At 74.0% G+C, this 25,510-nt stretch carries 2 protein-coding genes; both read right to left on the bottom strand.

Annotated features, from left to right (window positions below):
- Positions 1-14: 14 nt before the first annotated feature.
- Complete coding sequence (locus DMA15_RS37780; RefSeq protein ID WP_240660087.1) at positions 15-11,291, bottom strand: non-ribosomal peptide synthetase; 11,277 nt, start codon at positions 11,289-11,291, stop codon at positions 15-17.
- Positions 11,292-11,373: 82 nt separating this feature from the next.
- Positions 11,374-25,458 (bottom strand): non-ribosomal peptide synthetase, encoded by a 14,085-nt coding sequence (locus tag DMA15_RS34350; protein WP_125516560.1) that lies wholly within the window; start codon positions 25,456-25,458, stop codon positions 11,374-11,376.
- Positions 25,459-25,510: the final 52 nt, after the last annotated feature.

Here is a 25,510-nt window from a genome sequence, read left to right as displayed (position 1 = left end):
GGGGATCGGGCGATTCACTTCGTTCCGGTGTCGTCGGGCGCCGGGAGTTTCGCCGCGAGGATGCCTCCGATGTCCGACGAGGGCACGGGCTGCAGCATGGTGTAGTGGCTCGCGGCGATCTCGTGCGCTTCGACCTCCCCCGCCACGAAGGGCTGCCAGCTCTCCCGCGCGACCGACGCGGTCAGTTCCGCGGGCCGGTCCTCGGCCGCGACGAAGAGGAGCAGGTCGCCGTGGAAGCGGCGTGGCGTGTGGTGCGGGGTGAGACGGCCGATGTTGTCGATCACGGCTTGCATGTTGGCCCTGAGGCCTTCGTCCATGCCTGTGCCGGCGTCCAGGCCGAGCGTCCTGCCGCGCTGCGCCGGGGTGGAGTCCGCGTCCTGGTCGGGTCCGCGCCTGCGGCCGAGGTCGGCTCCGCCGGACCCTTCGGGGTAGCCGTCCATCACCGCGAGCAGCCGCACCTCTTCGCCCTGCTCCTCCAGGCGGGTGGCGACCGCGTGGGCGATCAGCCCGCCGAGTGACCATCCGAGGAGGTGGTAGGGGCCGCTGGGCTGTACGGTCCTGATCTGCTCGGCGTAGTCGGCGGCCATCTCCTCCACGCTCTGCGGCATGGGCTCCGGTCCCGCCAGCCCGCGCGCCTGTACGCCGTACACGGGCAGGTCCTGCGGCAGGTGGCGCAGCAGCGCCGCGTAGGCCCAGCTCAGTCCGGTGCCGGTGTGGAGGCAGAACAGCGGGGGCCGGGTGCCCGTCGGGCGCAGCGGCAGCAGCGCCTCCAGGTCGCCGTGGTCTCCGCCGGCGCGGCGGGCCGTCCTGGCACCGTGCTTCCCGTCCTGGCTCTTGCCGCGCAGGGCGAGCAGGCCGGTGGCCGTCCGCTTCGCGCGCTCGCCGGTGCGGAGCATGCGCTCCCCCGCGGGCCCGAAGGGGCAGGCGACGAACCGTTCACCGGTCGGGCGCGGGCCGTCCGCGTACCCCCGCGCCAGCGAGGATCCCGCGACGTACAGGTCGCCGGTGCCGCCCGGCGGGACGGGGCGCAGGAAGTCGTCCAGGACGTAGGCCCGGGTGTGGGACACGGGTCGTCCCGCGGGGGCCTGGACGGGCAGTGGTTCGCCGGGCTCGGTCGTGTGATCGAGCCACGCGCCCGCGGTCTCCGCCGTGCCGTGGACGCTGACCAGCGCGGTCTGCGGGTGGCGTGCCAGCCAGTCCCGCGTCTCCGCCGCGGTGGTCGTCCCGGTGTCGTCCACGACCGTGACAGCGGCGAACGCCGGTTGCCCGGAGGCCGGTTCGGGGACCGTCGGCAGCAGTTCGCGGGTGGTGACGAGGAATTGCGTGCCGTCCGGCCCTGCGGTCGGTGTGGTGTCGTCGCCGGGCACTGCGAGCCGGACGCCGCCGCCCTCGCACAGGGCCGCGAGCAGTGGTGTCAGGAACGTGGAGACGGGTGCGCGTACGTCAAGGACGGTCACCCCGTGCCCTGCGGGCGAGACGTGCGTCCGGTGCGCGGTCTGGTCGCGCAGCGTCCGGTGCTCGATGACGGCGCCCGCGACGGAACCGTCCGCGGCGCCGGGTGCGGTGGTGCCGAGGACGAGCGCCGCCTGGCCGGGCAGCGGCAGCCTGCCGCCGGTCCCGTCGGCGGTGTGCGTGCCGGTCGCCTCGGCCGCCTGCGGGGCGTCGAGCAGCAGCATCGGCACCGTGATGCCGTCGGCAAGGAGCGGGGCCAGGGCCGTGTCGCAGACCAGGGTCGCGGGGGTGGCCCGGCGCAGGCACGAGGCGATGTCCTCCATGAGCCGGTTCGGGTCGGCGAACAGGCAGGCGGCACCGGACCGGAGTACGCCGAGCAGTGCGACGACGAGGTCGGCAGTGGACGGCAGCGCCACGAGGACCACGTCCTCCGCGCCGACACCCCGCGCGGCCAGCCGGTCCGCGAGCCGGCCTGCCGCGGCGTCCAGCGCGCCGTGGGTGAGCGTGCCGCCGTGCTGGTCGGTGACGGCCACCGCGTCGGGGTGCAGCGCGGCCTGCTCGGCGAGGAGGTCGACGACGGTGCGGTCCGGTACCTCCGACGCCGTGTCGTTCCAGGCCTCCACCACTTGGTGGCGTTCGGCCGGGTCGAGGAGGATGTCCACCTGGCTCAGGCGCAGCCCCGGCTCGGCGGCGACCTGTGCGAGGACGCGGACGAGGCGCCGCGCGAGCGCGGTGACGGTGGACCTGTCGAACAGCTCGGCCGCGTAGCGGATGGTGCCGTCGACGCCGTTCGGGCGGCCCTCGGCGCCCTGCCGTTCGGTGAGGCTCAGCTCCAGGTCCAGTTCGCCCACCGGTGTCCCCACGGGCAGGCGGGTGGTGCTCAGGCCCGGCAGGGCGGGCGACTCCCATATCTCGGCGGCGTCGCCGTGGACTTCGAGCAGGACCTGGAAGACGGGGTGCCGCGTCGTGGAAGGCGGCAGGGAGAGGGCCTCCACCAGGCGGGCGAACGGCACATCGGTGTTCTGCGCCGCCCTTTGGTGCGTGTCCCGTGCCCGGCCGAGCAGTTCGCGGAACGTGGGGTCGCCGGAGACGTCGGTCCGCAGGGCCATCGGGTCGGCGAAGGGGCCCACGAGGCCGTCCAGGTCGCCTTCCTCGTCGCGGAGCGGCAGCACCGTGCCGAGGGTGACGTCGGGCCCGGCGCCGAGCGCCGAGAGGAGCAGGGTGAGCGCGGCGTGCAGCGCCATGGAGACGGTCGCGCCCTCGCCCTCGGCCACCTCCTTCAGCCGGGCGTGCGTGTCACCGTCGAGGACCAGCGGCACCGAGTCGGCCCGGTGGGACGCGACGGCCGGCCGCGGCCTGTCGGTCGGCAGGTCCAGCTCCGCGCCCAGGCCCGCCAGCACCTTCTTCCAGTGGGCGAACTGCTCGCCGATCAGGCTGTCCGGGTCCCGCTCGTCCCGGAGCATCTCGCGCTCCCAGAGCGCGTAGTCGGCGAACTGCAGGGGCAGCGGGGCCCGTTCGGGGGCGCGGCCCTCCCGGCGGGCTCCATAGGCGGCCGCCAGGTCACGGACCAGGATGACCAGCGAGGCGTCGTCCGTCGCGATCCTGTGCACCACGATCAGCAGGACGTGGTCGGTCTCCGAGAGCGCGAACAGGCGGCACGTCCACGGGGTCTCGCGGGTGAGGTCGAACTCGTACCCGGCGTGGTCGGCGAGCAGGTCCGGCAGCTCCTCCTCGGTCGCCGGTGTCACCGGCAACGCGGGCCGGGCCTCGTCGACGTCCAGGACGTGCTGGTACAGCTCACCGCTATCGGACTCGGCGAAGGTCGTGCGCAGCAGGTCGTGGCGTGCGGCCACATCGCCGAGCGCCTCCCGCAGTGCGTCGCGGTTCAGCGTGCCGTTCAGCCGCAGGGCGATCGGGGCCCGCCGGACCGCCGCGCCGGGGTTCTCCCGCTCCAGCCGCCAGACGCGTGCCTGGCTCGCCGTGGCGGGGATGTCTGCGGGGTGGTCGACCGGCCGCAGCTCCGGGAGTTCCTTCGACGTCAGGAGCCTGGCGACGCCGAGGGGGGTCGAGGTGCCGAAGAAGCGCCGCATGCTCAGCTCGATGCCGAACTTCTCGCGGATCCGCGCGGCGAGCCGCATCGCGAGGCCCGAGTCGCCGCCCAGGTCGAAGAAGTTGTCGTCGACGCCGACCCGTTCGAGGTCCAGGATCTCGGCGAAGAGCGCGCAGAGGGTCGCCTGGGTCTCGTTCTCCGGTTCCCGCCCGGAGACGCGTCCCGCGAAGTCCGGGACGGGCAGCGCCCTGCGGTTCACCTTGCCGTTGCGTGTCAGCGGCAGCTTCTCCAGGACCACGACCGACGCCGGGATCATGTACGAGGGCAGGGTGCGGGCCAGGTGCTCGCGGACCGCCTCCACGTCCACGGAGGCGTCCTTGGCGTCGTCCTGGGTGGTGCCCGGGGTGGCCCCCGGGGCGTCGCCCTGGGGGGCGGCCACCACGTAGCCGACCAGGCGCCGTTCGCCGGGCCGGTCCTCGCGGAGCACGGCCACGGCCTGCCGTACCTGCGGGTGGGAGGTGAGGGCTGCCTCGATCTCGCCCAGCTCCACCCGGAATCCGCGGATCTTGATCTGCTCGTCCGCACGCCCCACGAACAGCAGCTGTCCGTCGGTCGTCCAGCGGACCAGGTCCCCGGTCCGGTACATCCGTGTGCCCGCGCCGAACGGGCAGGCCACGAACCGCTCGGCGGTCAGGCCGGGACGCTCGATGTAACCGCGCGCCACACCCGGTCCCGCGATGTAGACCTCGCCGGTGACGCCCGGCGGCACCGGGTGGAGGTAGGTGTCGAGGACGTACGTCCCGATGTTGCCGAGCGGGCGGCCGATCGGCGGCGGCCCGTCGTTCGACCTGATGTCCTCGTCCACGGGTCCCGCGGTGGCCATCACGGTCGCCTCGGTGGGGCCGTAGGTGTTCCACACCCGCGCCTGCGGGGTCCATCGGCTCGCCAGGTCGGCGGTGAGCAGCTCCGCGCCGAGGACCCAGTTGCCGACGCCGGTGACCGCGTCGGGGTCGAGCAGGCTCAGCAGCGACGGCACCACGCTCGCCGTGCTGACGCCCGAGGACTGGATCATCTCGGCCAGCGCCCCCGGCTCGGCCCGCTCCTGTCCCGAGGCGATGACCAGCGTGCCGCCGCCCGCGAGGGTGACCGCCACGTCCAGGACCGCCGCGTCGAAGCTGAACGACGCGAACTGCAGGACCGCCACGCCCTCGGCGACGCCCAGGGCGGGCCGCATGGTCTCGGCCAGGTTCGCCACGCCGCCGTGTGCCACGGCCACGCCCTTCGGGGTGCCGGTCGACCCCGATGTGTAGATCACGTAGGCGAGTTGATCCGGTGTCACCGTCACGGCGAGGGGCTCGGCGGGCTGCGCCGCGAGCGCCTGCGCGGTCTCCACCTGGTCGAGCAGGACCGCCCGCGCCGCGCCCATCGGCAGGCCGTCGAGTGAGTCACCGGCGCCCAGCACGACCCGCGCGCCGCTGTCGGCGATCACATGGCCCAGGCGGTCCGCCGGGTACTCCGGGTCCAGCGGCACGAACGCGCCGCCCGCCTTCCACACCGCCAGCTCGCCGACGATCATGTCGATCCCGCGCGGCAGGCACAGGCCCACCCGCACCTCACGCCCCACACCGAGCCCGGCCAGATGGCGGGCCAGGCGGTTCGCCCGGGCCTCCAGCTCCCCGTACGTCACGGATTCCTCGCCGCACCGGACCGCCACCGCGTCCGGGGCGCGGTCCGCCCTGGTCCGGATCAGCTCCGGCACCAGCGCGTCCGGGACCGCAACCGCCGGCGTGTTCCACCGCTCGGTCACCAGGGACCGTTCGGCGTCGTCCGACAGCTCGATGAGGCCCACGGGGAGCGCGGGGTCCGCGGCCATCTGCCGCAGGGCCCGCACCAACCGGTCGAGGAGGGCGTGGGCGGCCGGCTCCTCGAAGGCGTCCGAGCGGTAGGTGAGCCGCAGCCGCAGCCCGCCGAGCGGGTCCACCACGAGACCGAGCGGGTAGTTGATCGACTCGCGCATCCCGGCCTCGGTGAAGCTCAGGCCGGGCGGTGTGGCCTCCCGGGGCCCTTCGCCGGGCTGGGTGGGCGCGTCCATGCCGGTGGGGAAGCTCTCGAACGCCATGAGGGAGTCGAAGGTCGCCCCCGGTCCCGCGATCCGCTGGATGTCGCCCAGGCTCAGATACTGATGGTCCATCAGGACGGACTGCCTGGCCTGTACGTCGGTGAGGACCTCGGCGACGGTCCGCGCCGGTTCGCAGCGCACCCGGACGGGGACGGTGTTGATGAACAGGCCCAGCATGTCCTCCATGCCCGGCAGTTCGGCGGGCCTGCCCGCGACGGACGCGCCGAACACCACGTCCTTGCGCCCCGCGAGCTGGCCGATGACCAGCGCCCACGCGGCCTGGATCACGGTGTTCAGCGTCACGTCGTGGGCGCGGGTCAGCTCGCCGAGCGCGGCGTTCAGCGCCTCGTCGGCGACGGCGAAGACCTCGCCGGAGGCGCCGGACGCCTCGACCGTGGCGCCCGGGGTCACGGGTACGACCAGCGTCGGCTCCTCCGCGCCGGACAGCTCGGTCCCCCACGCCCGCTGTGCCGCTTCCTTGTCCTGGCGTCCCAGCCAGGCGAGGAACTCGGAGTAGGGCGTCACCGCAGGCAGGTCGTCGGCGCTGCCCCCGGCCTCGTAGCAGGACCACAGCTCGCGCCGCAGCACGGGCAACGACCAGCCGTCGAGGATGATGTGATGGAGCGTCACCATCATGCGGTACCGCTCGTGGCCCGTCTTGACGAGCAGCACCTTCAGGAGCGGCGGCTGCTCCAGGTCGAAGCCCTTCTCCCGCTCCCCGCTGCCGATCCGCTCCGACTCCTCCAGGGCCGCGTCGTCGCCGAGTTCCGACAGGTCCTCCTCGCGCCACGGCAGGACGACCCGGGGCATGACGATCTGGACGGCCTGCCCGGACCCGGCCACCTGACGGAAGCCGACGCGCAGGCTCGCGTGCCGGTCGAGGAGCGACTGCCAGGACGCCCTGAGGGCTTCGGTGTCCAGCGGCCCTTCGAGGCCCACGATCATCTGCTCCACGTACACGTCCGGGCCCTCGTCCGCGAACATCGAGTGGAACAGCAGTCCCTCTTGCAGCGGTGACAGCGGCCAGATGTCCGCGAGGCCCGGCGCCGCGTCCTCCAGCTTCCCGACCTGGTTCTGGGTGAGCGTGACCAGCGGGAAGTCGGAGGGGGTGTGGCCGCCCGCGGCGGGGTCCGCGGCGTGGGCGGCGAGGCCGGTCAGCATGGCCGCCCAGCCCTCGACCAGGGCGCGCGCCCGCGTCTCGTCCAGGAGGTGTTCCGGGCAGGCCAGGCTCAGGGTGAGGCGCGGCCCCTCGGGGAGGTCGTGGACGACGCCGACGGCCTCCAGGGGGTGGGCGACCGGGAGCTGACCGCCGACGGGGTCGGGCGCCGCCCCGTGGTCGTCGTCCGCCGGTGCGCCGGGGACACGGCCGAGGTAGGTGAAGCCGATCCGGGCGGCGGGCAGGGCGGCGAGCTGCCGCGCGGTCTCTTCGTTGAGGTGGCGCAGCAGGCCGTGGCCGAGGCCGTCGCCGGGTACCGCGCGCAGTTGTTCCTTGACCCGCTTCACCGTCTCGCCGGCGGCCGGGCCGCCGGTGAGGATCTCTTCGAGGTCGGCGGTGCCCGCGTCGAGCCGCACCGGATGCGTGCCGGTGAACCAGCCGACGGTCCGGGACAGGTCCATGCCGTCGGTCAGCTCCACCCGGCCGTGGCCCTCCACGTCCACCAGGAAGCCGCCCTCGGGGTCGGCGCCGTCGCGCCAGTGCGCGACCGCGGCGGCGAGGCCGGTCAGGAGTACGTCGTCGGCGCCCGCGTGGTAGGCGGCGGGCAAGCCGGTCAGCAGGGCGGAGGTGACGTCGGCCGGTACCGTCACCGAGACCCGCCGCACGGTGGCGGCCACGTCGCGTGCCGGGTCCGGGGGCACCTCGGTCAGCTGCGGGTCGGGGCCCTGGAGCAGCTCGGTCCAGCGCGGGAGTTCGGCGATCCGCTCCGGGCTGCCGGCCTGCTCGGCGAGCGCGCGCGCCCAGTGCCGGAACGACGTGGGGACCGGCTCCAGTTCGGGCTTGCGGTCGGCGGCGAGCGCCGCGCAGGCCTGCTCCAGGTCGGGCAGCAGGATCCGCCACGACACCGCGTCCATCACGAGGTGGTCGACGACGAGGAGCAGCCGCCCCGCGGTCTCGGGTCCGCGGTCGAACCAGACCACCTGCGCCATGACGCCGGAGCGCGGGTCGAGCCGCGTCACCGCCGCCCTGCTCTCCTCGGCGATGGTGCGTGCCAGGTCGTCGGCGTCGAGCGCGGTCGCGTCGACGCGGCGCACCCACGCTCCGGCGGGTGCCGTGCCCGGTGCGGACACCACGAGCCGCCGTGCCGGTTCGGTCTCCAGGCGTGCGCGCAGGATGTCGTGGTGGTCCACCACGGCGCGCACCGCGTCGGCCAGCGTCTGCGAGCGCAGTGCGGCCGGGGCCTCGACCACGGCGGACTGGACGACCCGGCCCACTTGGCCGGCGCCGACGCGGTCGAGCAGTTCGTGCATCACCGGGGTCAGGGGCACTTCGCCGGTCCCGGGTTCGCCGCCGCCGACGGCCGCGCCGTCCACGGGCAGGGCCACCAGCGCGAGGGCGGCCGGTGTCCGGTGCTCGAACACCTGGCGTGCGGTGATCGCGAGGCCCGCGCGGCGGGCTGCGGAGACCAGCATCATCGACAGGATGGAGTCGCCGCCGAGGGCGAAGAAAGAGTCGTCGGCGCCGACCCGTTCGACGCCGAGCGCCTCGGCGAACAGTCCGCACAGGACCGCTTCGACGGGCGTCCGCGGCTCCCGGCCGCCCTGGACGGCGTGTTCGGGTGCGGGCAGGGCGGCCCGGTCGAGCTTGCCGTTCACGGTGAGCGGCAGTGCGTCGAGGACGACGACCGTCGCGGGGATCATGTACTCGGGGAGCCGGGCTCCGGCGAACGCGCGCAGCGCCTCGGGGTCGATCGTGTCGTCGACGCCTTCGGTTCCGGCTTCCGCTCCGGCGCCGGTCGCGGGGGCCGTGGCGGGCACGACGTACGCGACGAGCCGTTTGTCGCCCGGCAGGTCCTCGCGGGCGACGACCGCCACTTGGCCCACCGCCGCGTGTCCGGCGAGCACCGCCCCGATCTCGCCGGGCTCCACGCGGAATCCGCGCAGCTTCACCTGTTCGTCGGCCCGTCCGGCGAAGACCAGTTGGCCGTCGGACGTCCAGCGGGCCAGGTCCCCGGTCCGGTACATCCGCCCGCCCGCGCCGAACGGGCAGGCCACGAACCGCTCCGCCGTCAGCTCGGGCCGTCCCGCGTAGCCCCGCGCCAGGCCGGGCCCGGCGACGTACAGCTCGCCGGTGACCTCGGGCGGCACCGGGCGCAGGAAGCCGTCGAGCACGTACGTACGCATGTTGGCGAGGGGGCGTCCGATCGGCGGGGGTTCGTCGCCCGCCGTGATCCCGGAGTCGACCGGTCCGACGGTGGCCATCACGGTCGCCTCGGTGGGCCCGTACGTGTTCCACACGCGGGCCCGGGATGTCCACCGGCTCGCGAGGTCGGCGGTCAGCAGCTCGCCGCCGAGGACCCAGTTGCGTACGCCGGGCACGTCGGCCGGGTCCAGGACGCGCAGCACCGACGGCACGACGCTGGCCGCCTCGACGCCCGCCTCGCGGATCATCCCCGTCAGCGCGTCCGGTTCGGTGCGCTCCTCGGCCGAGGCGATGGCGAGGGTGCCGCCGGCCGCCAGGGTGACGGCCACGTCGAGGACGGATCCGTCGAAGCCGAACGACGCGAACTGCAGCATGACCGTGCCCGCGTCGAGGTCGAGCGCCGGGCGCAGCGCGTCCGCGAGATTCGCCACACCGTGGTGGGCGACGGCCACGCCCTTGGGGCGTCCCGTCGAGCCGGAGGTGTAGATGACGTAGGCGAGTTGGTCCGGCAGGAGGGGCACGGCGAGCGGATCGGCGGACTCCGCGGCGATGGCCCGCACGGTCTCCGGGTCGTCGACGCGCACCATGCGCGCGGCCCCGATCGGCGGTTGACCGGCGTGGAGCACCACCTGGGTGCCGCTGTCGGCGACCATGAACGCGAGCCGGTCCGCCGGGTACTCCGGGTCCAGCGGCACGAAAGCGCCGCCCGCCTTCCACACCGCCAGCTCACCGACGATCATGTCGATCCCGCGCGGCAGGCACAGCCCCACCTTCTCCTCACGGCCGACACCGAGGCCCGTCAAGTAGCGGGCCAGACGGTTCGCCCGCGCCTCCAACTCCCCGTACGACACCGCGTCCTGGCCGCAGCGCACCGCCACCGCGTCCGGTGTGCGGCCCGCCCACTCCTCGAACGCGGCCGGCACGGAGTCCGCGGACACGGGCTGTCCGGTGGCGTTCCACCGCTCCACCACCCGCGACCGCTCGGCGTCGTCCAGTACGTCGATGTCGCCGATCCGCGCGGAGGGGTCGGCCGCCATGCGCTCCAGGACCCGGATGAACCGCTGGACGATCGACTCCGCCGTGCCGCGGTCGAACAGATCCGGCCGGTAGTCCAGCTTGAACCGCATCCGGTCGCCGCCGGGGACCGCGACGAGCGTGAGCGGGTAGTGCGAGGCGTCACGCGAGGCGCCCGCCGGGCTGAGGGAGACCGTGTCGGGACCGGGGGCGGGAGGGGCGGGCGGCAGCGGGTAGTTCTCGTACAGCACGAGGGTGTCGAAGACGGCCGCGGCGCCCGCGAGCTTCTGGACCTCCGCGAGCCCCACGTGCTGGTGGGGGATGAGCGCGGACTGGCGCTCCTGGAGCCGCGCCAGCATCTCCGCGACCGGCTGCCCGCCGTCCAGCGGCACGCGCACCGGCAGGGTGTTGATGAAGAGGCCGACCATGGACTCCACGCCGGGCAGTTCGGCGGGGCGTCCGGCGACGGTCGCGCCGAACACCACGTCGGTACGGCCCGCGAGGCGTGCCAGGACCAGCGCCCAGGCGCCCTGGACGACCGTGTTCAGCGTCAGGCCCCTGCCGCGCGCCAACTCGGAGAGTGAGTCAGCGAGTTCGGCGGTGACGGCCGTGTGCACCTGCTCGGGGAGCACGGGTATGCGGCCGGGGTCCGCCGGTGCCACGAGCGTCGAGCCGTCGACCTCGGACAGCTCGGCCCGCCACGCGGCCGACGCGGCCTCCTTGTCCTGGCGGCCCAGCCAGGCCACGTACTCGCCGTAGGGCGCGACCCGCTTGAGCGCCGAGGTGGTGCCCCCGGCCGCGTACGTCGCCGAGAGCTCGCCCAGCAGGACGGGCATCGACCAGCCGTCCAACAGGATGTGATGGAGCGTCATGACCAGGCGGTGCCGGTTCTCGCCGAGCTTGACGAGCAGCAGGCGCAGCAGGGGCGGGACCGTGAGGTCGAAGCGCTCCGCCCGCTGCTGTGCGGCCAGCCGGTCGATCTCCGCGAGGGCCTCGGGCTCCGCGAGTCCGGAGACGTCCGCCTCGTGCCAGGGCAGCACGACCTCGCGGGGGATGACCTGCACCATGTGCGCGCCGGTGACCGGCCGGAAGCAGGCCCGCAGCGCGGCGTGCCGGGCCAGCAGGGCCTGCCACGACGTCCGCAGCCGATCCGTGTCCAGCGGGCCGTTGACGTCCACCGCGGACTGCACGGTGTAGACGTCCGGACCCTGGTCGTCGAAGGAGGCGTGGAACAGCATGCCCTCCTGCAACGGCGACAGGGGCCACACGTCCTCGACGAGGGATCGGGGTCGGGTCATCGCTCTGTCTCCTCACAACGGCTGGTGCCTGTCGGCTCACGACGTCCGGTGGCTGCCGGCGTCCGGTCCTGCAATGGCTCGGCTATGACTGCTCGCCGGAGAATCCGGCTTCGAGTTCGTCGATCTGGTGTTGTGCGAGGTCCAGGAGGCGGAAGTCGGACGGGGTGTGTCCGCCCGCCGTGGGGTCGGTGGTGTGACCGGCGAGGCCGTCGAGCATCTTCAGCCAGGTGGCTCCGAGCCGCCGCGCCTCGGCCTCCTCCAGCAGCCGGCTCGCCCAGCTCAGCGTGATCGTCAGCTCGGGCCCGTCGGCGGTGTCCCGCACCACGGCGCCCGCGTCCACGACATGTGTGGCGGGCATGCCCAGGTCGACCGAGCCGCCGATCGCGGTCTCACCGGCCAGCTGCCACGGTCCGGCCGGACCCGTGCCGGTGCCGTCGTCCGCACCGCCGCCCGCCGCGAACCGGCCCAGGTAGTTGAAGCCGATCTGCGCGGCCGGCGCGGCTTGGAGGACCGGGCCCGTCACGGGGTTGAGATGACGCAACAGCTCATGACCGAGGCCGTCCCCGGGCACCGCCCGGGCCTGTTCCTTGACGGCCTTCACCAAGCTACCGGCAGCCTCGCCGCCCGCCATAGCGGCGTCCAACTGAGCAGCGCCCACCTCCAGGCGGACCGGCCGCACGCTGGTGAACCAGCCGACCGTGCGCAGCAGATCCACGCCCTCCACCGGCTCACGGCCGTGCCCTTCGACGTCGACCAGGAGTCCTGAGGCGGTGTCGGGCCGCCAGTGCGCGACCGCCCCCGCCAGGGTGGCGAGGAGGATGTCGTCGACCCCGCAGTGGAAGGCGGCCGGGGCCTTGCCCACCAGGGTGGCGGCCTGCTCGGGCGGCAGCGTCCAGGTGTGGTGGCGCAGGGTGCGTACGGTGTCCAGGTCGGGGTCGAGTTCGCCCTGGCCGAGCGGGGGTTGCGGCTTGCCCAGCAGGGCGAGCCAGTCGTCCAGTTCGGCGGTCCGGCGCTCACTGGACGCCTCGGCCGTGAGCAGCTGCGCCCAGCGGCGGAACGACGTGCCGACCGGGTCGAGTGCCGGTGCGCGTCCGGCGGCCGCCGCCTCGCAGGCCGCCCGCAGGTCCGGCACCAGCACCCGCCAGGAGACTCCGTCCACCACCATGTGGTGCACCACCAGGATGACGCGGCCCGTGCGTGCGGGGCCCGCATCCACCCAGACGGCCTGTGCGAGGACGCCGGAGGCGGGGTCGAGGCGCTCCACGGCCTCGCGCGCCGCCCGCGCCGCGATCTGGTCCAGGGAGTCCGGGGAGGCCGGGGCGTCCGAGGAGGCGTCCGTGTCGGTGCCTGCCGCGTCCACGCGTACGACCAGGTTCTCGGCGTCCACCGATCCCCGCTCGCCGACGGTCAGTTTCGGCTCGCCGGGGACCGTGCGCGCCCGCAGCATGTCGTGCGTGTCGAGCAGGGCTCCGAGCCCCGCCGCCAGCGTCTCCGTCCCCAGTTGGGCCGGGGCGCCGAGGACCATCCACTGCGCGAACCCGGGGCGCGCGGCCCGCTCGCCGAGCGCCCGCATCACCGGCGTCCAGGGCACTTCGCCGACACCGACGTCGTCGACGGCGGCCTCGGGTTCGGCGCCCTGGGCCACCTCCGCGAGCCGTTCGGGGGTCTTCTCCTCGAAGACCTGCCGGGAGGTCAGCAGGAGTCCTGCCCGGCGCGCCCGGGACGCGAGCTGCATCGACATGATCGAGTCGCCGCCCAGCTCGAAGAAGCTGTCGCCGACCCCGACCCGCTCCAGACCGAGTACTTCGGCGAACAGGTCGCACAGGAGCCGTTCGGTCCCCGTGCGCGCTTCCCCGTCCGTGACCCGTTCGGCGAAGTCCGGCGTGGGGAGCGCGGCCCGGTCCACCTTGCCGTTGACGGTCAGCGGCAGCCGGTCGAGCGGTATGAACACCGCCGGGACCATGTACTCCGGCAGCCGCTCGCGTAGGTGAGCGGGCAGTTCGGCGACGACATCGGCGGTCATCGCGTCGCCGCCGCGGCGGGCGGGGTCGGCGACGACGTACGCGACGAGGCGGTGGCCGTCGGCGTGGTCCTGGCGTGCGATGACCACGGCCTGTACGACGTCGGGGTGGGTGGTCAGGGCCGCTTCGATCTCGCCGGGCTCGATCCGGTGGCCGCGGATCTTGAGCTGGTCGTCGGCGCGGCCGACGAATAGCAGTTCGCCCTCGCGCGTCCACCGCGCCACGTCCCCGGTGCGGTACATCCGTGTCCCCGTCTCGAACGGGCAGGCGACGAAGCGTGCGGCCGAAAGGCCGGCCCGTCCCAGATAGCCGCGTGCGAGCCCGGCGCCGGTGACATACAGCTCACCGGCCACGCCGGGCGGGGCGGGCAGCAGGAACTCATCGAGGACAAACACCTGTGCGTTCGCCATGGGCCGCCCCATGGGCACGGTGTCGCGGCCCGGCGTCAGCGGCGCGCTCATCGCCGCGCAGACGGTGGTCTCCGTGGGGCCGTAGGCGTTCACCATCCGCCGGTCCCCCGCCCACCGGTCCACGAGCCCCGGCGGGCACGCCTCGCCCGCCACGATCACGGTCTCCAGCTCCCGGGGCAGCCGCTCCTCGGCCGCGAGGACGCTCGGCGGCACGGTGACGTGGCTCGCCCGCGCCCGGCGCACCGCCTCGTCCAGGGAGACCCGTGGCGGCAGCTCGTCGGGGGCGGCCACGACGAGTGATCCGCCCGACAGGAACGCCATGCAGAGTTCGGAGACCGCCGCGTCGAAGCTCAGCGACGCGAACTGGAGCACGCGTGAGTCCGCGCGTACGCCAAAGCGGTCGATCTGTGCCCGCGCGAGGTTGCCGAGACCCGCGTGGGTGACGACGACGCCCTTGGGTGTTCCCGTCGACCCCGACGTGTAGATGACGTAGGCGGCGCTGGCCGCCTTCAGGGGTGCCGTCCGTTCCTCGTCCCGCAGGGGGCCGCCCGCGCACCGGCGCACCTCGTCGGCCACGCGCGGGTCGTCGGTCACCACGACACGCCCGGTGTATCCGGCGGGCACCGCGCCCCGGGACCGCTCGGTGCACACCACCACCGAGGGGGCGGCGTCGGCTAGTACGTACGCGATGCGCTCCGCCGGGTAGTCCGCGTCCACCGGAAGGAAGGCGCCTCCGGCCATCGACACGGCGAGGAGCGAGCGCACCATGGTCGCCGACCGCTCCCCGACGACGGCCACCCGGCACTCGGGGCCGACCCCGGCCCGCGTCAGATACCGCGCGAGCCGCCCGGTGTCCTCCATCAACTCCCGATAGGTGAGCGTCTGTTCACCGGCGACGAGCGCCGCCGCGTCGGGCGTCCGTTCCGCCTGCCGCGCGATCAGCTCGGGCAGCGGTGCCGCGGCGGCCGCCGGGTCCCGCGTCCGGTTCCACTCCCGTACGACGAGGTCGCGCCCGGCGGCGGAGACCACGTCCACCCGGCCCACGGGTACTGAGGGGTCCGCGACCAGCTGCTCCAGGATCCGCACCAGTGAGGCGACCATGTCCTCGGCGCGGGCGCGGTCGCACACGTCCGGCCGGAAGACGAAGTCGCCGTGCATGCGCTCCCCCGGCGAGACGACGAACGTCAGCGGGTAGTGGCCCATGTCCTGCGGGGTTCCGTCGGGGCGGATGCGCAGGGAGCCGGGGGCCGCCGGGCCGTCGGGCGGGTGGGGGTAGTTCTCGTAGACGACGAGTGTGTCGAAGGTGGCGCCGGGGCCCGCGAGTTGATGGATCTCGGCGAGGCCCATGTGCTGGTGGGCCATCAGGGCGACCTGGCGTTGCTGCAGTTCGGCGAGCATGTCGCGGACCGGTTGCGCGGCCGCCAGCGGTACGCGTACGGGCACGGTGTTGATGAACAGACCGATCGCCGACTCCGCGCCGGGCAGGTCCGCGGGCCTGCCCGCCACGGTCGCGCCGAACACCACGTCCGTACGCCCGGCGAGCCTCGCGAGGAGCAGCGCCCAGGCGCCCTGCACCACCGTGTTCACGGTGAGGCCGTGCCTCAGGGCCAGCGCCGCGACGCCCCGTGACACCTCCTCGGGGAAGGCGAACCGGATCCGGTCCGGGACCATCGGCACGCGTACGGACTCGGCGGGCGCGACCAGCGTCGGCTCGTCGAGGCCGGCCAGCTCCGCCCGCCAGGCCTCCCGCGCCTCGTCCTTGTCCTGCCGGTCGAGCCATGCGAGGTAGTCCCGGTAGGACGTCACCGGGGGCAGGACCCGCTCGTCGCCGCCGGCGGCGCGCGCCTCGTACGCCGTGTGGAGGTCCTTGATCAGGACCGGCAGGGACCAGCCGTCCATCGTGATGTGGTGGCTGGTGATGACCAGCCGGTGCCGGTTTTCGCCGAAGCGGATCAGGAGGAGGCGCAGCAGCGGGGCCTGCGTCACATCGATCCGGTCCGCCCGCTCGGTCTCGGCCAGGCGTTCGGCCTCGGTGCTCGCCTCACCCTCCGCCAGACCTGCCAAGTCCACCTCACGCCAAGGCAGCTCAACGTTCCTGGACACGACCTGTACGGCCTCGCCCGACGCGAGGCGGTGGAAGCTCGCCCGCAGGATCGGGTGCCTGCGCAGCACGGTCTCCCACGCGGCGCGCAGCCGGTCGGCGTCCAGCGGCCCCTCCAGGGCCAGGGCCCGCTGCCCCTCGTAGACGTCCGGCGCCTCCTCGTCGAAGGTGGCGTGGAAGAGCATGCCTTTCTGGAGGGGCGACAACGGCCATACGTCGTCCAGTCCCGGCACCGCCGACTCCAGCTCCTCGACGCCGCCCTGCGTCAGGGCGTGGACGAGGGGGAAGTCGGAGGGCGTGTGTCCGCCCGCGCCGCTCTCCTCGGTGTGCGCGGCGAGACCGCCGAGCAGCGCCACCCAGGCACGGCCGAGCAGCTCGGCCTCGCCCTCCGTCACCAGGAGCCCGGCCCGGGTCAGGGTGAGCGTCAGCTCGGGCCCGTCCGGAGTGTCCCGCACCGCCGCTGCCGCCTCCAGGACGTGGAGGGCGGGCATGTCGGGGTCGACAGAGCCACCGATCGCGGCCTCACCGGCCATTTGCCAGGGGGCGACGACCGGGGGGGAGGTGGCTCCTGGGGTGGCGTCGGGTGTGCCTGGGGTGGCGCTTGGGGCTTCGCCCGGGGTGGCGGTGAAGCGGCCGAGGTAGTTGAAGCCGATCTGCGGGGTCGGGGCGGCTGCCAGGGTGGCGGCGGTCGCGGGGTTGAGGTGGCGCAGGAGTGCGTGGCCGAGGCCGTCGCCGGGGACGGCACGGGCCTGCTCCTTGACCGCTTTCAGGAGGTCACCGGCAGCCAGGCCTCCGGCTTGGGCCTGGGCCAGATCCACACCTGCCGCACCCAACCGCACCGGGCGCGCGCTGGTGAACCAGCCCACCGTGCGCGACAGATCCACGCCATCACCCAACGGCTCACGCCCATGCCCTTCGATGTCCACCAGAAGCCCCGAGCCCGTCTCCGGTCGCCATTGCGCGACCGCGCCCGCCAGCGCCGCGAGGAGGACATCGTCGACCCCGCAGTGGAAGGCGTTTGGCGTGAGGCCCACCAGCGTGGCCGCCTGCTCGGGCGGCACCACCCAGGACGTGCGGCGCAGGGTCCGGGCGGTGTCCACCGCCGGGTCCAACTCCCGCGATGTCGAAGGTGCTTGGCCCGACCCAAGCAAGGTCAGCCAGGCGTCCAGCTCGGCGACCCGCCCCTCGCCGACCGCCTCCGCCGCCAGCAGCTCCGCCCAGCGCCGGAATGACGTGCCGACCGGGGCAGGCCGGGGCTCACGCCCGTCGGCGGCCGCCTCGCACGCGGCTCGCAGGTCCGGCACCAGGATCCGCCAGGACACTCCGTCCGCCACCAAGTGGTGGGCCACCAGGACCAGTCGGCCGTCATGGTCCGGCCCGGCGTCCACCCAGACCGCCCGCACCATCACGCCCGCTGCCGGGTCGAGGTGCGCCACGGCCTCGCGCGCCGCCCGCTCCGCGACCTCGCCGACCTCCGCGGCGGCGGCGGGAACCCGGGAGACCAGCGCGGACGCGTCCACCGTGCCGGGCTCGCCGACGATCAGCTTCGGCTCCCCCGAAACGGTCCGGGCCCGCAGCATGTCGTGCGCGTCCAGCACGGCACCGAGGCCGGTGGACAGTACGTCCAGGCCCAGCCCGGCCGGGGCGCCGAGGATCACCCACTGCGCGAACCCGGCATCCGTGGCACGCTCGCCGAACGCCCGCATCACCGGCGTCCAGGGCACTTCCCCGACGCCCACGTCGACAGTCGGAGCCTCCTGCCCCGCGGCGGCCGCCACGACCAGCGCGAGGCGTTCGGGCGTCTTCTCCTCGAAGACCTGCCGTGGTGTCACCACCAGGCCCGCCTCACGTGCCCGCGAGGCGAGCTGCATGGAGCTGATGGAGTCGCCGCCCAGCTCGAAGAAGCCGTCCTCGGCCCCGACCCGTTCCAGGCCCAGCACCTCGGCGAAGAGCCTGCACAGCACGCGCTCGGTCTCGGTGCGCGGCTCCCGTCCGCTCACCCGGGCGGCGAAGTCCGGTGCGGGCAGCGCCGCCCGGTCGAGCTTGCCGTTGACGGTCAGCGGCAGGGCGTCCAGGACGACGACGGCCGCCGGGACCATGTACTCGGGCAGACGGTCGGCTACGTACGCACGCACATCCCGCGCTTCCACGCGAGCCCCGTCCGCGGCAGTCACGTAGCCGATCAACCTCCGCTCCCCCGGACCGTCCTGACGGGCCACCACCACCGCCTGCGTCACGGCCTCGTGCCCGGCGAGGGCCGCCTCGACCTCACCCGACTCCACCCGGAAGCCGCGGACCTTCACCTGCTCGTCCACACGCCCCGCGAACATCAGCTGTCCGTCGGCCGTCCACCGGGCCAGGTCCCCCGTCCGGTACATCCGGTCCGCGTCGCCCGGCGCCCGGAAGGGGTTGGCGACGAACCGCTGTGCCGTCAGGCCCGGCCGGTGGAGGTATCCGCGCGCCAGACCCGGTCCCACGACGTACAGTTCGCCGACGGTTCCGGGGGCGACCGGCTTCAGGAAGTCGTCGAGGACATAGGCCCGGCTGTTGACGAGCGGGCGGCCGACGGGCACCGGGCCGCCGTCCCGGGCCACGCGCAGCGGTTCGCTCATCGCGGCGCAGACGGTCACCTCCGTCGGACCGTACGCGTTGACCAGGCGCCGGTCCGACCAGCGCTCGGCCAGCCACGGCGGGCACTCCTCGCCCGCGACGATCAGGGTCTCGACGGTGTCCGGCAGCGCGTCCACCGTCGCGAGGACCGAGGGCGGGACGGTCATGTGCGTCACCCCGAACTCGGCGGCCACCTCCGCGAGCGCGCCGTGCGGGGGCAGCCGGTCCGCCCCGGCCACCACGAGCGCCGCTCCCGACAGGAGGGCCATGCACATCTCGGAGACGGCGGCGTCGAAGCTCCAGGAGGCCAGTTGCAGGACGCGGGAGTCCGGGCGTACGGCGAACCGTTCGATCTGGCCGGTCGCCAGGTTGCCGAGTCCGTTGTGGGTGACCAGGACGCCCTTCGGTGTTCCGGTCGAGCCGGACGTGTAGATCACGTAGGCCGGGTCCGCCGCGCGGCTGGTGCCGTTCCCGGCACGGTGTGTCCGGACGGCCCCGCCGACCTCGTCGACGTCACTGGTCTCGCCGGTCGGCGCCGGGCGCGTCGCGGGTGTGTCGTGCACCCACCGCGACACGCCCGCCGGGAGCACCGGTTCGGTCGCGGCCGTGCAGACCACGAGGGCGGGGTCGGCGTCGGCCAGCACATGCGCGAGGCGCTCCCGCGGGTATGCCGGGTCCACCGGTACGAAGGCCGCTCCGGCCCCGGCCACGCCGAGCATGACCGCGACCACGTCGGCCGAGCGTTCCATCACCACGCCGACCAGGTCGCCGCGGTGCACTCCGCGCGCCCGCAGCTCGTGCGAGACGCGGTCGGCGGCCCGTGCGAGCTGCGCGTACGTCCACTGTCGGTCCGCGGCGATCACGGCAGGCGCGTCCGGGGAGCGGCGCGCCTGCGCCTGGAACAGTTCCGTCAGGGTCCCGCCGGGAACGGGCCGGTCGGTGGCGTTCCACCGCTCCAGGACCGTGGTGCGCTCGGCCGGCTCCAGTACGTCGATGTCGCCGACCCGGAGCGCCGGATCGGCCGCGAGCCGGTCGAGGACGCGCGCCAGCTGGCGGCCCACGTGCAGGGCCCGCGGCCCGTCGAACACGTCCGGCCGGTAGGTCAGGCGGATGCCGAGGCGGTCGTCGGGGACGACTCCGACGGCCAGCGGGTAGTGGGTTCCGAGACGGCTGTCCACCTGGGTGAGCGCGACCTCGCCGCCGTCGCCGTCACGCCCGGAGCCGGAGCCGGGGGCGGGGAGCAGGGGTGTGCTCCGGGGATAGTTCTCGAACATGAGCATGGTGTCGAAGGTCGCGCCCGCGCCGCAGGCCGCCTGGATCTCCGTGAGACCGGTGTGCTGATGCGCCATCAGCGCGGTCTGCCGCTCCTGGAGTCGGGTGAGCATCGCGAGGACCGGTTCGCGGGCGTCGAGGGGCACCCGCACCGGCAGCGTGTTGATGAACAGGCCGACCATCGTCTCGACGCCGGGGATCTCCGGGGGCCGCCCGGCCACGGTGGTGCCGAACACCACGTCCGTGCGCCGGGCGAGGCGGGCGAGGACCATCGCCCACGCGCCCTGCACCACGGTGTTCACGGTCAGGCCCTGGGCGCGGGCCAGTTCGGTGAGGGCGCGTGTCGTGCTCCTGGAGAGGCGCAGCGAGCACTCCTCGGGCAGGACCGGGGCCCCGCCCAGGTCCGCGGGGGCCACGAGGGTCGGCTCGTCGGCTCCGGCCAGGTCGGCCCGCCAGGCGCGGTGCGCGGCCTCCTTGTCCTGCCGGTTCAGCCATGCGAGGTACTCCCCGTACGAGGCGGCCCGCGGGGGTGCGGGGGCGGTGCCGTCCGCCGCGTACGCCTCGGACACCTCGTTGAGCAGGAGGGGTGTCGACCAGCCGTCGGCCACGATGTGGTGGCTGGTGACGACCAGGTGGTGCCGGTTCTCGCCGAGGCGGATCAGGAGCAGCCGCAGGAGCGGGGGCGCCGACAGGTCCAGGCGCTCCGCCGCGTCGCGCGCGGCGAGCCGCCGCGCCTCGGCGAGGGCTTCGTCCTCGGGGCGGTCGGACACGTCGGCCTCGCGCCAGGGCAGTTCCACCCGCCGCGCCACGACCTGCACGGCCTCGCCGGACGGCAGCCGGTGGAAGCTCGCCCGCAGCGCGTCGTGCCGCGCCACCAGTTCCTGCCACGACGCGCGCAGCCGGTCGGTGTCGAGCGGCCCGTCGACGGCGAGCACACGCTGGCTCTGGTACGCGTCCGGGCCCTCGCCGTCGAAGGTGGCGTGGAAGAGCATGCCTTCCTGCAGTGGCGACAACGGCCATACGTCGGTGAGTCCCGGCACGGCCGACTCCAGCCGTTCGACGCCGGCCTGGGTCAGGGTGTCCAGGAGGGGGAAGTCGGAGGGCGTGTGTCCGCCCGCCCCGTTCTGCTCAGTGTACGCGGCGAGACCGGCGAGCATCGCGGTCCAGGTCCGGCCGAGGCGTTCGGCGTCCGCTTCCTCGAGCAGGTCGCCGGGCCAGCTCAGCCTGATCTCCAACTCGGGTCCGCTGGGCGTGTCGTGGACGGTGACGTTCGCTTCCAGGGCGTGCGGGAGGGGCATGTCCGGATCGACCGAGCCGCCGATCGGGGCCGTGCCCGCCATCTGCCAGGGTGCGGTCGCGCCGGGGGTGGCCCCTGGGGTGGCGTCGGGTGTGCCCGGGGTGGCGCTTCGGGCGTCGCCCGGGGTGGCGGTGAAGCGGCCGAGGTAGTTGAAGCCGATCTGCGGGGTCGGGGCGGCTGCCAGGGCGGGGGCGGTCGCGGGGTTGAGGTGGCGCAGGAGTGCGTGGCCGAGGCCGTCACCGGGGACGGCACGGGCCTGCTCCTTGACCGCTTTCAGGAGGTCACCGGCAGCCAGGCCTCCGGCTTGGGCCTGGGCCAGATCCACACCTGCCGCACCCAACCGCACCGGGCGCGCACTGGTGAACCAACCGACCGTGCGCGACAGATCCACGCCATCACCCAACGGCTCACGCCCATGCCCTTCGATGTCCACCAGAAGCCCCGAGCCCGCCTCCGGCCGCCACTGCGCGACCGCGCCCGCCAGCGCCGCGAGGAGGACATCGTCGACCCCGCAGTGGAAGGCGTTTGGCGTGAGGCCCACCAGCGTGGCCGCCTGCTCGGGCGGCACCACCCATGTCCGCTGACGCAGAGTCCGGGCGGTGTCCACCACCGGGTCCAACGCCCGTTTACCCAGAGGTATTTGTGCGCCGCCGAGAAGCGTCAGCCAGTCGTCCAGCTCGGCGGTCCGGCGCCCGCCGGTCGCCTCGGCCGCCAGCAGCTGCGCCCAGCGCCGGAACGAGGTGCCCACCGGGTCCAGCCGGAGCACCTGACCGTCGGCGGCCGCCTCGCACGCGGCTCGCAGGTCCGGCACCAGTACGCGCCAGGACACCCCGTCCACCACCAAGTGGTGGGCCACCAGGACCAGTCGGCCGACGCGCTCCGGCCCGGGGTCCACCCATACCGCCTGGACCATCACCCCGGCGGCCGGGTCGAGACGGCCGGCCGCCTCCTGCGCGGCCCGTGCCGCGACGCCGTCCAGGTCACACTCCGCCACGTGCACGGCGTCCACTCGTGCGACCAGCCGCCCTGCATCGACCGATCCCCGCTCGCCGACGATCAACTTCTGCTCGCCGGGGATCGTGCGGGCCCGCAGCATGTCATGCGCGTCCAGTACGGCACCGAGGCCGGCAGCCAGTACGTCCAGGCCCAGCCCGGCGGGGGCGCCGAGGGTCACCCACTGCGCGAACCCGGGCCGCGCCGCCCTCTCCCCCAACGCCCGCATCACGGGTGTCCAGGGCACCTCGCCCACACCGACGTCATGCCTGTCGGTGGCCTTCCCGGCGGTCTCCGCCACCGTGGCGAGCCGTTCCGGGGTCTTCTCCTCGAAGACCTGGCGAGGTGTCACGACGAGGCCGGAACGGCGGGCCCGCGAGGCGAGTTGCATGGAGCTGATCGAGTCGCCGCCCAGCTCGAAGAACCCGTCCTCGACGCCGACCCGGTCGAGCCCCAGGACCTCGGCGAAGACGCCGCACAGGATCCGCTCGGCCGCCGTGCGCGGTGCGCGTCCGGTCACCCGGGAGGCGAAGTCCGGTGCGGGCAGGGCTGCCCGGTCCACCTTGCCGTTCACGGTGAGGGGCAGGGTGTCCAGGGTCAGGATCGCTGCCGGGACCATGTAGTCGGGCAGACGGTCGGTTACGTACGCACGTAGCTCCTCCGTGCCGATACCCAAGCCGTCCGCAGCGCTCACGTAACCGATCAACTGCTTCTCACCGGGGCCGCCCTGACGGGCCACCACGACTGCCTGGCCGACCGTCTTGTGGGAGGCGAGCACCGCCTCGACCTCACCCAGCTCCACCCGGAACCCACGGACCTTGACCTGCTCATCCGCACGCCCCACGAAGAGCAACTCACCCTCGGACGACCACCGGACCAGATCCCCCGTCCGGTACATCCGCTCCCCGCCCGCACCGAACGGGCACGCCACGAACCGCTCCCCCGTCAGCCCCGACCGCCCGGCATACCCGCGTGCGAGCCCGGCACCAGCGACATACAGCTCTCCCACGACTCCCGGCGGGACCGGCTTGAGGAACGCGTCCAGGACATACACCTGCCGGTTGCCCAGCGGCCGCCCGATCGGCAGCACCGGCCCGCCCTCGGCGCCCACCGGCAGCACATGCCAGGTCGCACACAACGCGACCTCCGTCGGCCCGTACAAATGCCGGACCCACACCTCCGGACACACCTCACGCACCCGCGCCACCGACCCGGCGGGCACCACATCCCCGCCCGTCAACACCTCACGCAGACCGGCGAAACACTCCGGGGACTCCTCCGCGAGCACCCGGAACAGACCCGCCGTGACGTGGACCGCCGTGACGCCCTCCGCGACCGCCTCCCGCACTCGACCCGCATCCACCGCACCCGGCCCGGCCACCACCACCCGGCCACCCGCCACCAACGGCACCCACACCTCGAACAGCGAGATGTCGAAGGCGTGCGGCGCGTGCATTAGCACCGCGTCGTCGGCGCCGATCGACCACCCGGCGTCCCCGGCCAGGGCAGCCACGCTTCCGTGCGGTACCGCCACGCCCTTCGGCACACCGGTCGACCCGGACGTGTACATCACATACGCCAGGTCCTCGGCGCCGATCGGCACCTCGGCTCCGCCCGCCGGGCATCGAGCGATCGCCGCCGCCACCTCGGCGTCATCCAGCACCACCGGCCGGACCCCTACGCCCTCGGGCAGCAACCCCTGGGTCTCGCGGGTGCAGAGGATCGCCGCCGGGGCGGAGTCGGCCAGTACGTACGCGATGCGTTCCGCCGGGTACTCGGGGTCCACCGGAACGTAAGCCGCTCCCGCCCGCCACACCCCGAGCAACGCCACCAGCAGATCAGCGGACCGCTCCATCACCACCGCGACACGATCGCCACGACCCACACCCCGCCCAGCCAAGAACGCCGCCAGACGACCCGAGCGCTCCGCCAACTCGCCATAGCTATACGAGCGTTCGCCATCCGTCACCGCCACCGCGTCCGGCGCCCGCGCCACCTGCCCGGCGAACAGCTCCGGCACCGACACACCTGGCACCCGGCCCGCCGTCGCGTTCCACGCCTCCACCACCAGCGCGCGCTCCTGCGCACCCGCCACCTCCACCCGCCCCACCGGCACCAACGGATCCGCCACCATCTGTTCGAGCACCCGCACCAGGCGCTCGACGACCGACTGCGCGGCCTCACGGTCGTACAGGTCGGGGCGGTGGTCGAGCTTGACGGCCATGCGGGCGCCCTCGGGTGCCACGACCAGGGTGAGCGGGTAGTGGGCGGCCTCCCGCTCGCCGAGGGAACGCATGGTGAAGGCGTCCAGGGCGGGCTCCTCCTGGGGCGGGCGGGGGTAGTTCTCGAACACCACGATCGTGTCGAAGACAGCGCCGGGACCGGCCAGCTTCTGGACCTCGGAGAGGCCGAGATGCTGATGTGCCATGAGCGCGGCCTGGCGCTCCTGGAGCCGCGTCAGCATCCGGGAGACGGGCTGTGCGCCGTCGAGCGGTACGCGTACCGGCAGGGTGTTGATGAAGAGGCCGACCATGGACTCCACGCCCGGCAGTTCGGCGGGGCGCCCGGCGACGGTCGCGCCGAACACCACGTCCGTGCGCCCCGCCAGACGCGCGAGGAGCAGCGCCCACGCGCCCTGGATCACGGTGTTCACCGTCAGGTCGTGGGCGCGCGCCAACTGCGCTATGCCGTGCGTCAGTTCCTCGGAGAGCCGGATGACGAGGCTTTCGGGAGCGACCGGTGTCCGGGCCGGGTCGGCCGGTGCGACGAGGGTCGGTTCGTCGGCCCCGGCCAGTTCCGCGCGCCAGGCGGTGCGCGCCGCCTCCTTGTCCTGGCGGGCGAGCCACGCGAGGTACTCGCGGTAGGACGTCGTCCTGGGGAGCCCGCGGGTCTCGCCGTCCGCCGCGTACACGGCGGGCAGTTCGTTGAAGAGCACCGCCATGGACCAGCCGTCCATGACGACGTGGTGGCTGGTGAGGACCAGCCGGTGCCGTTCGTCGCCCAGCCTGATCAGCAGGAGCCGCAGCAGGGGCGCCGTGGCCGGATCGAAACGCTGCGACCGCTCGCGCGCGGCAAGCCGGTCGGCCTCCGCTTCCGCTTCCAGGCCGACTCCGACTTCAGCTCCCCGGCCGGCCTCGGCTTCCGCTTCCCGTCCGGCCATGGGCGGGGCCTCCCCGAGCCCCGAGACGTCCTCCACGCGCCAGGGCAGCACCGCCTCGCGCGCGATGACCTGCACCGCCTCGCCGGACTTGCGGCCGCGGAAGCTCGCCCGCAGTGCTCCGTGCCGGGCCAGCAGCGCCTGCCACGACCTGTGCAGCCGGTCCGCGTCCAGTGGCCCGATCAGCTCCAGCGTCCGCTGCCCCTGGTAGACGTCCGGGCCCTGGTCGTCGAAGGCGGCGTGGAAGAGCAGCCCCGCCTGCAACGGCGACAGCGGCCAGACGTCCTCGACAACGGATCGGGTCATCGTTCTGTCTCCTCACAGCGGCGGGGTGCCGGGGCGATCACGGAAGTCGGGC

Source organism: Streptomyces sp. WAC 01529, from assembly GCF_003945545.1.
Classification (GTDB): domain Bacteria; phylum Actinomycetota; class Actinomycetes; order Streptomycetales; family Streptomycetaceae; genus Streptomyces; species Streptomyces anatolicus.
The sequence above is the reverse complement of the archived record's forward strand: the minus strand, read 5'-3'. Positions and strand labels throughout refer to the sequence as shown.

What these genes read in the sequence shown, in the direction of transcription:
- DMA15_RS34350 (WP_125516560.1), bottom strand. Translation starts at nt 25,458, where the DNA reads ATGACCCGATCCGTTGTCGAGGACGTCTGGCCGCTGTCGCCGTTGCAG.
- DMA15_RS37780 (WP_240660087.1), bottom strand. Translation starts at nt 11,291, where the DNA reads ATGACCCGACCCCGATCCCTCGTCGAGGACGTGTGGCCCCTGTCGCCG.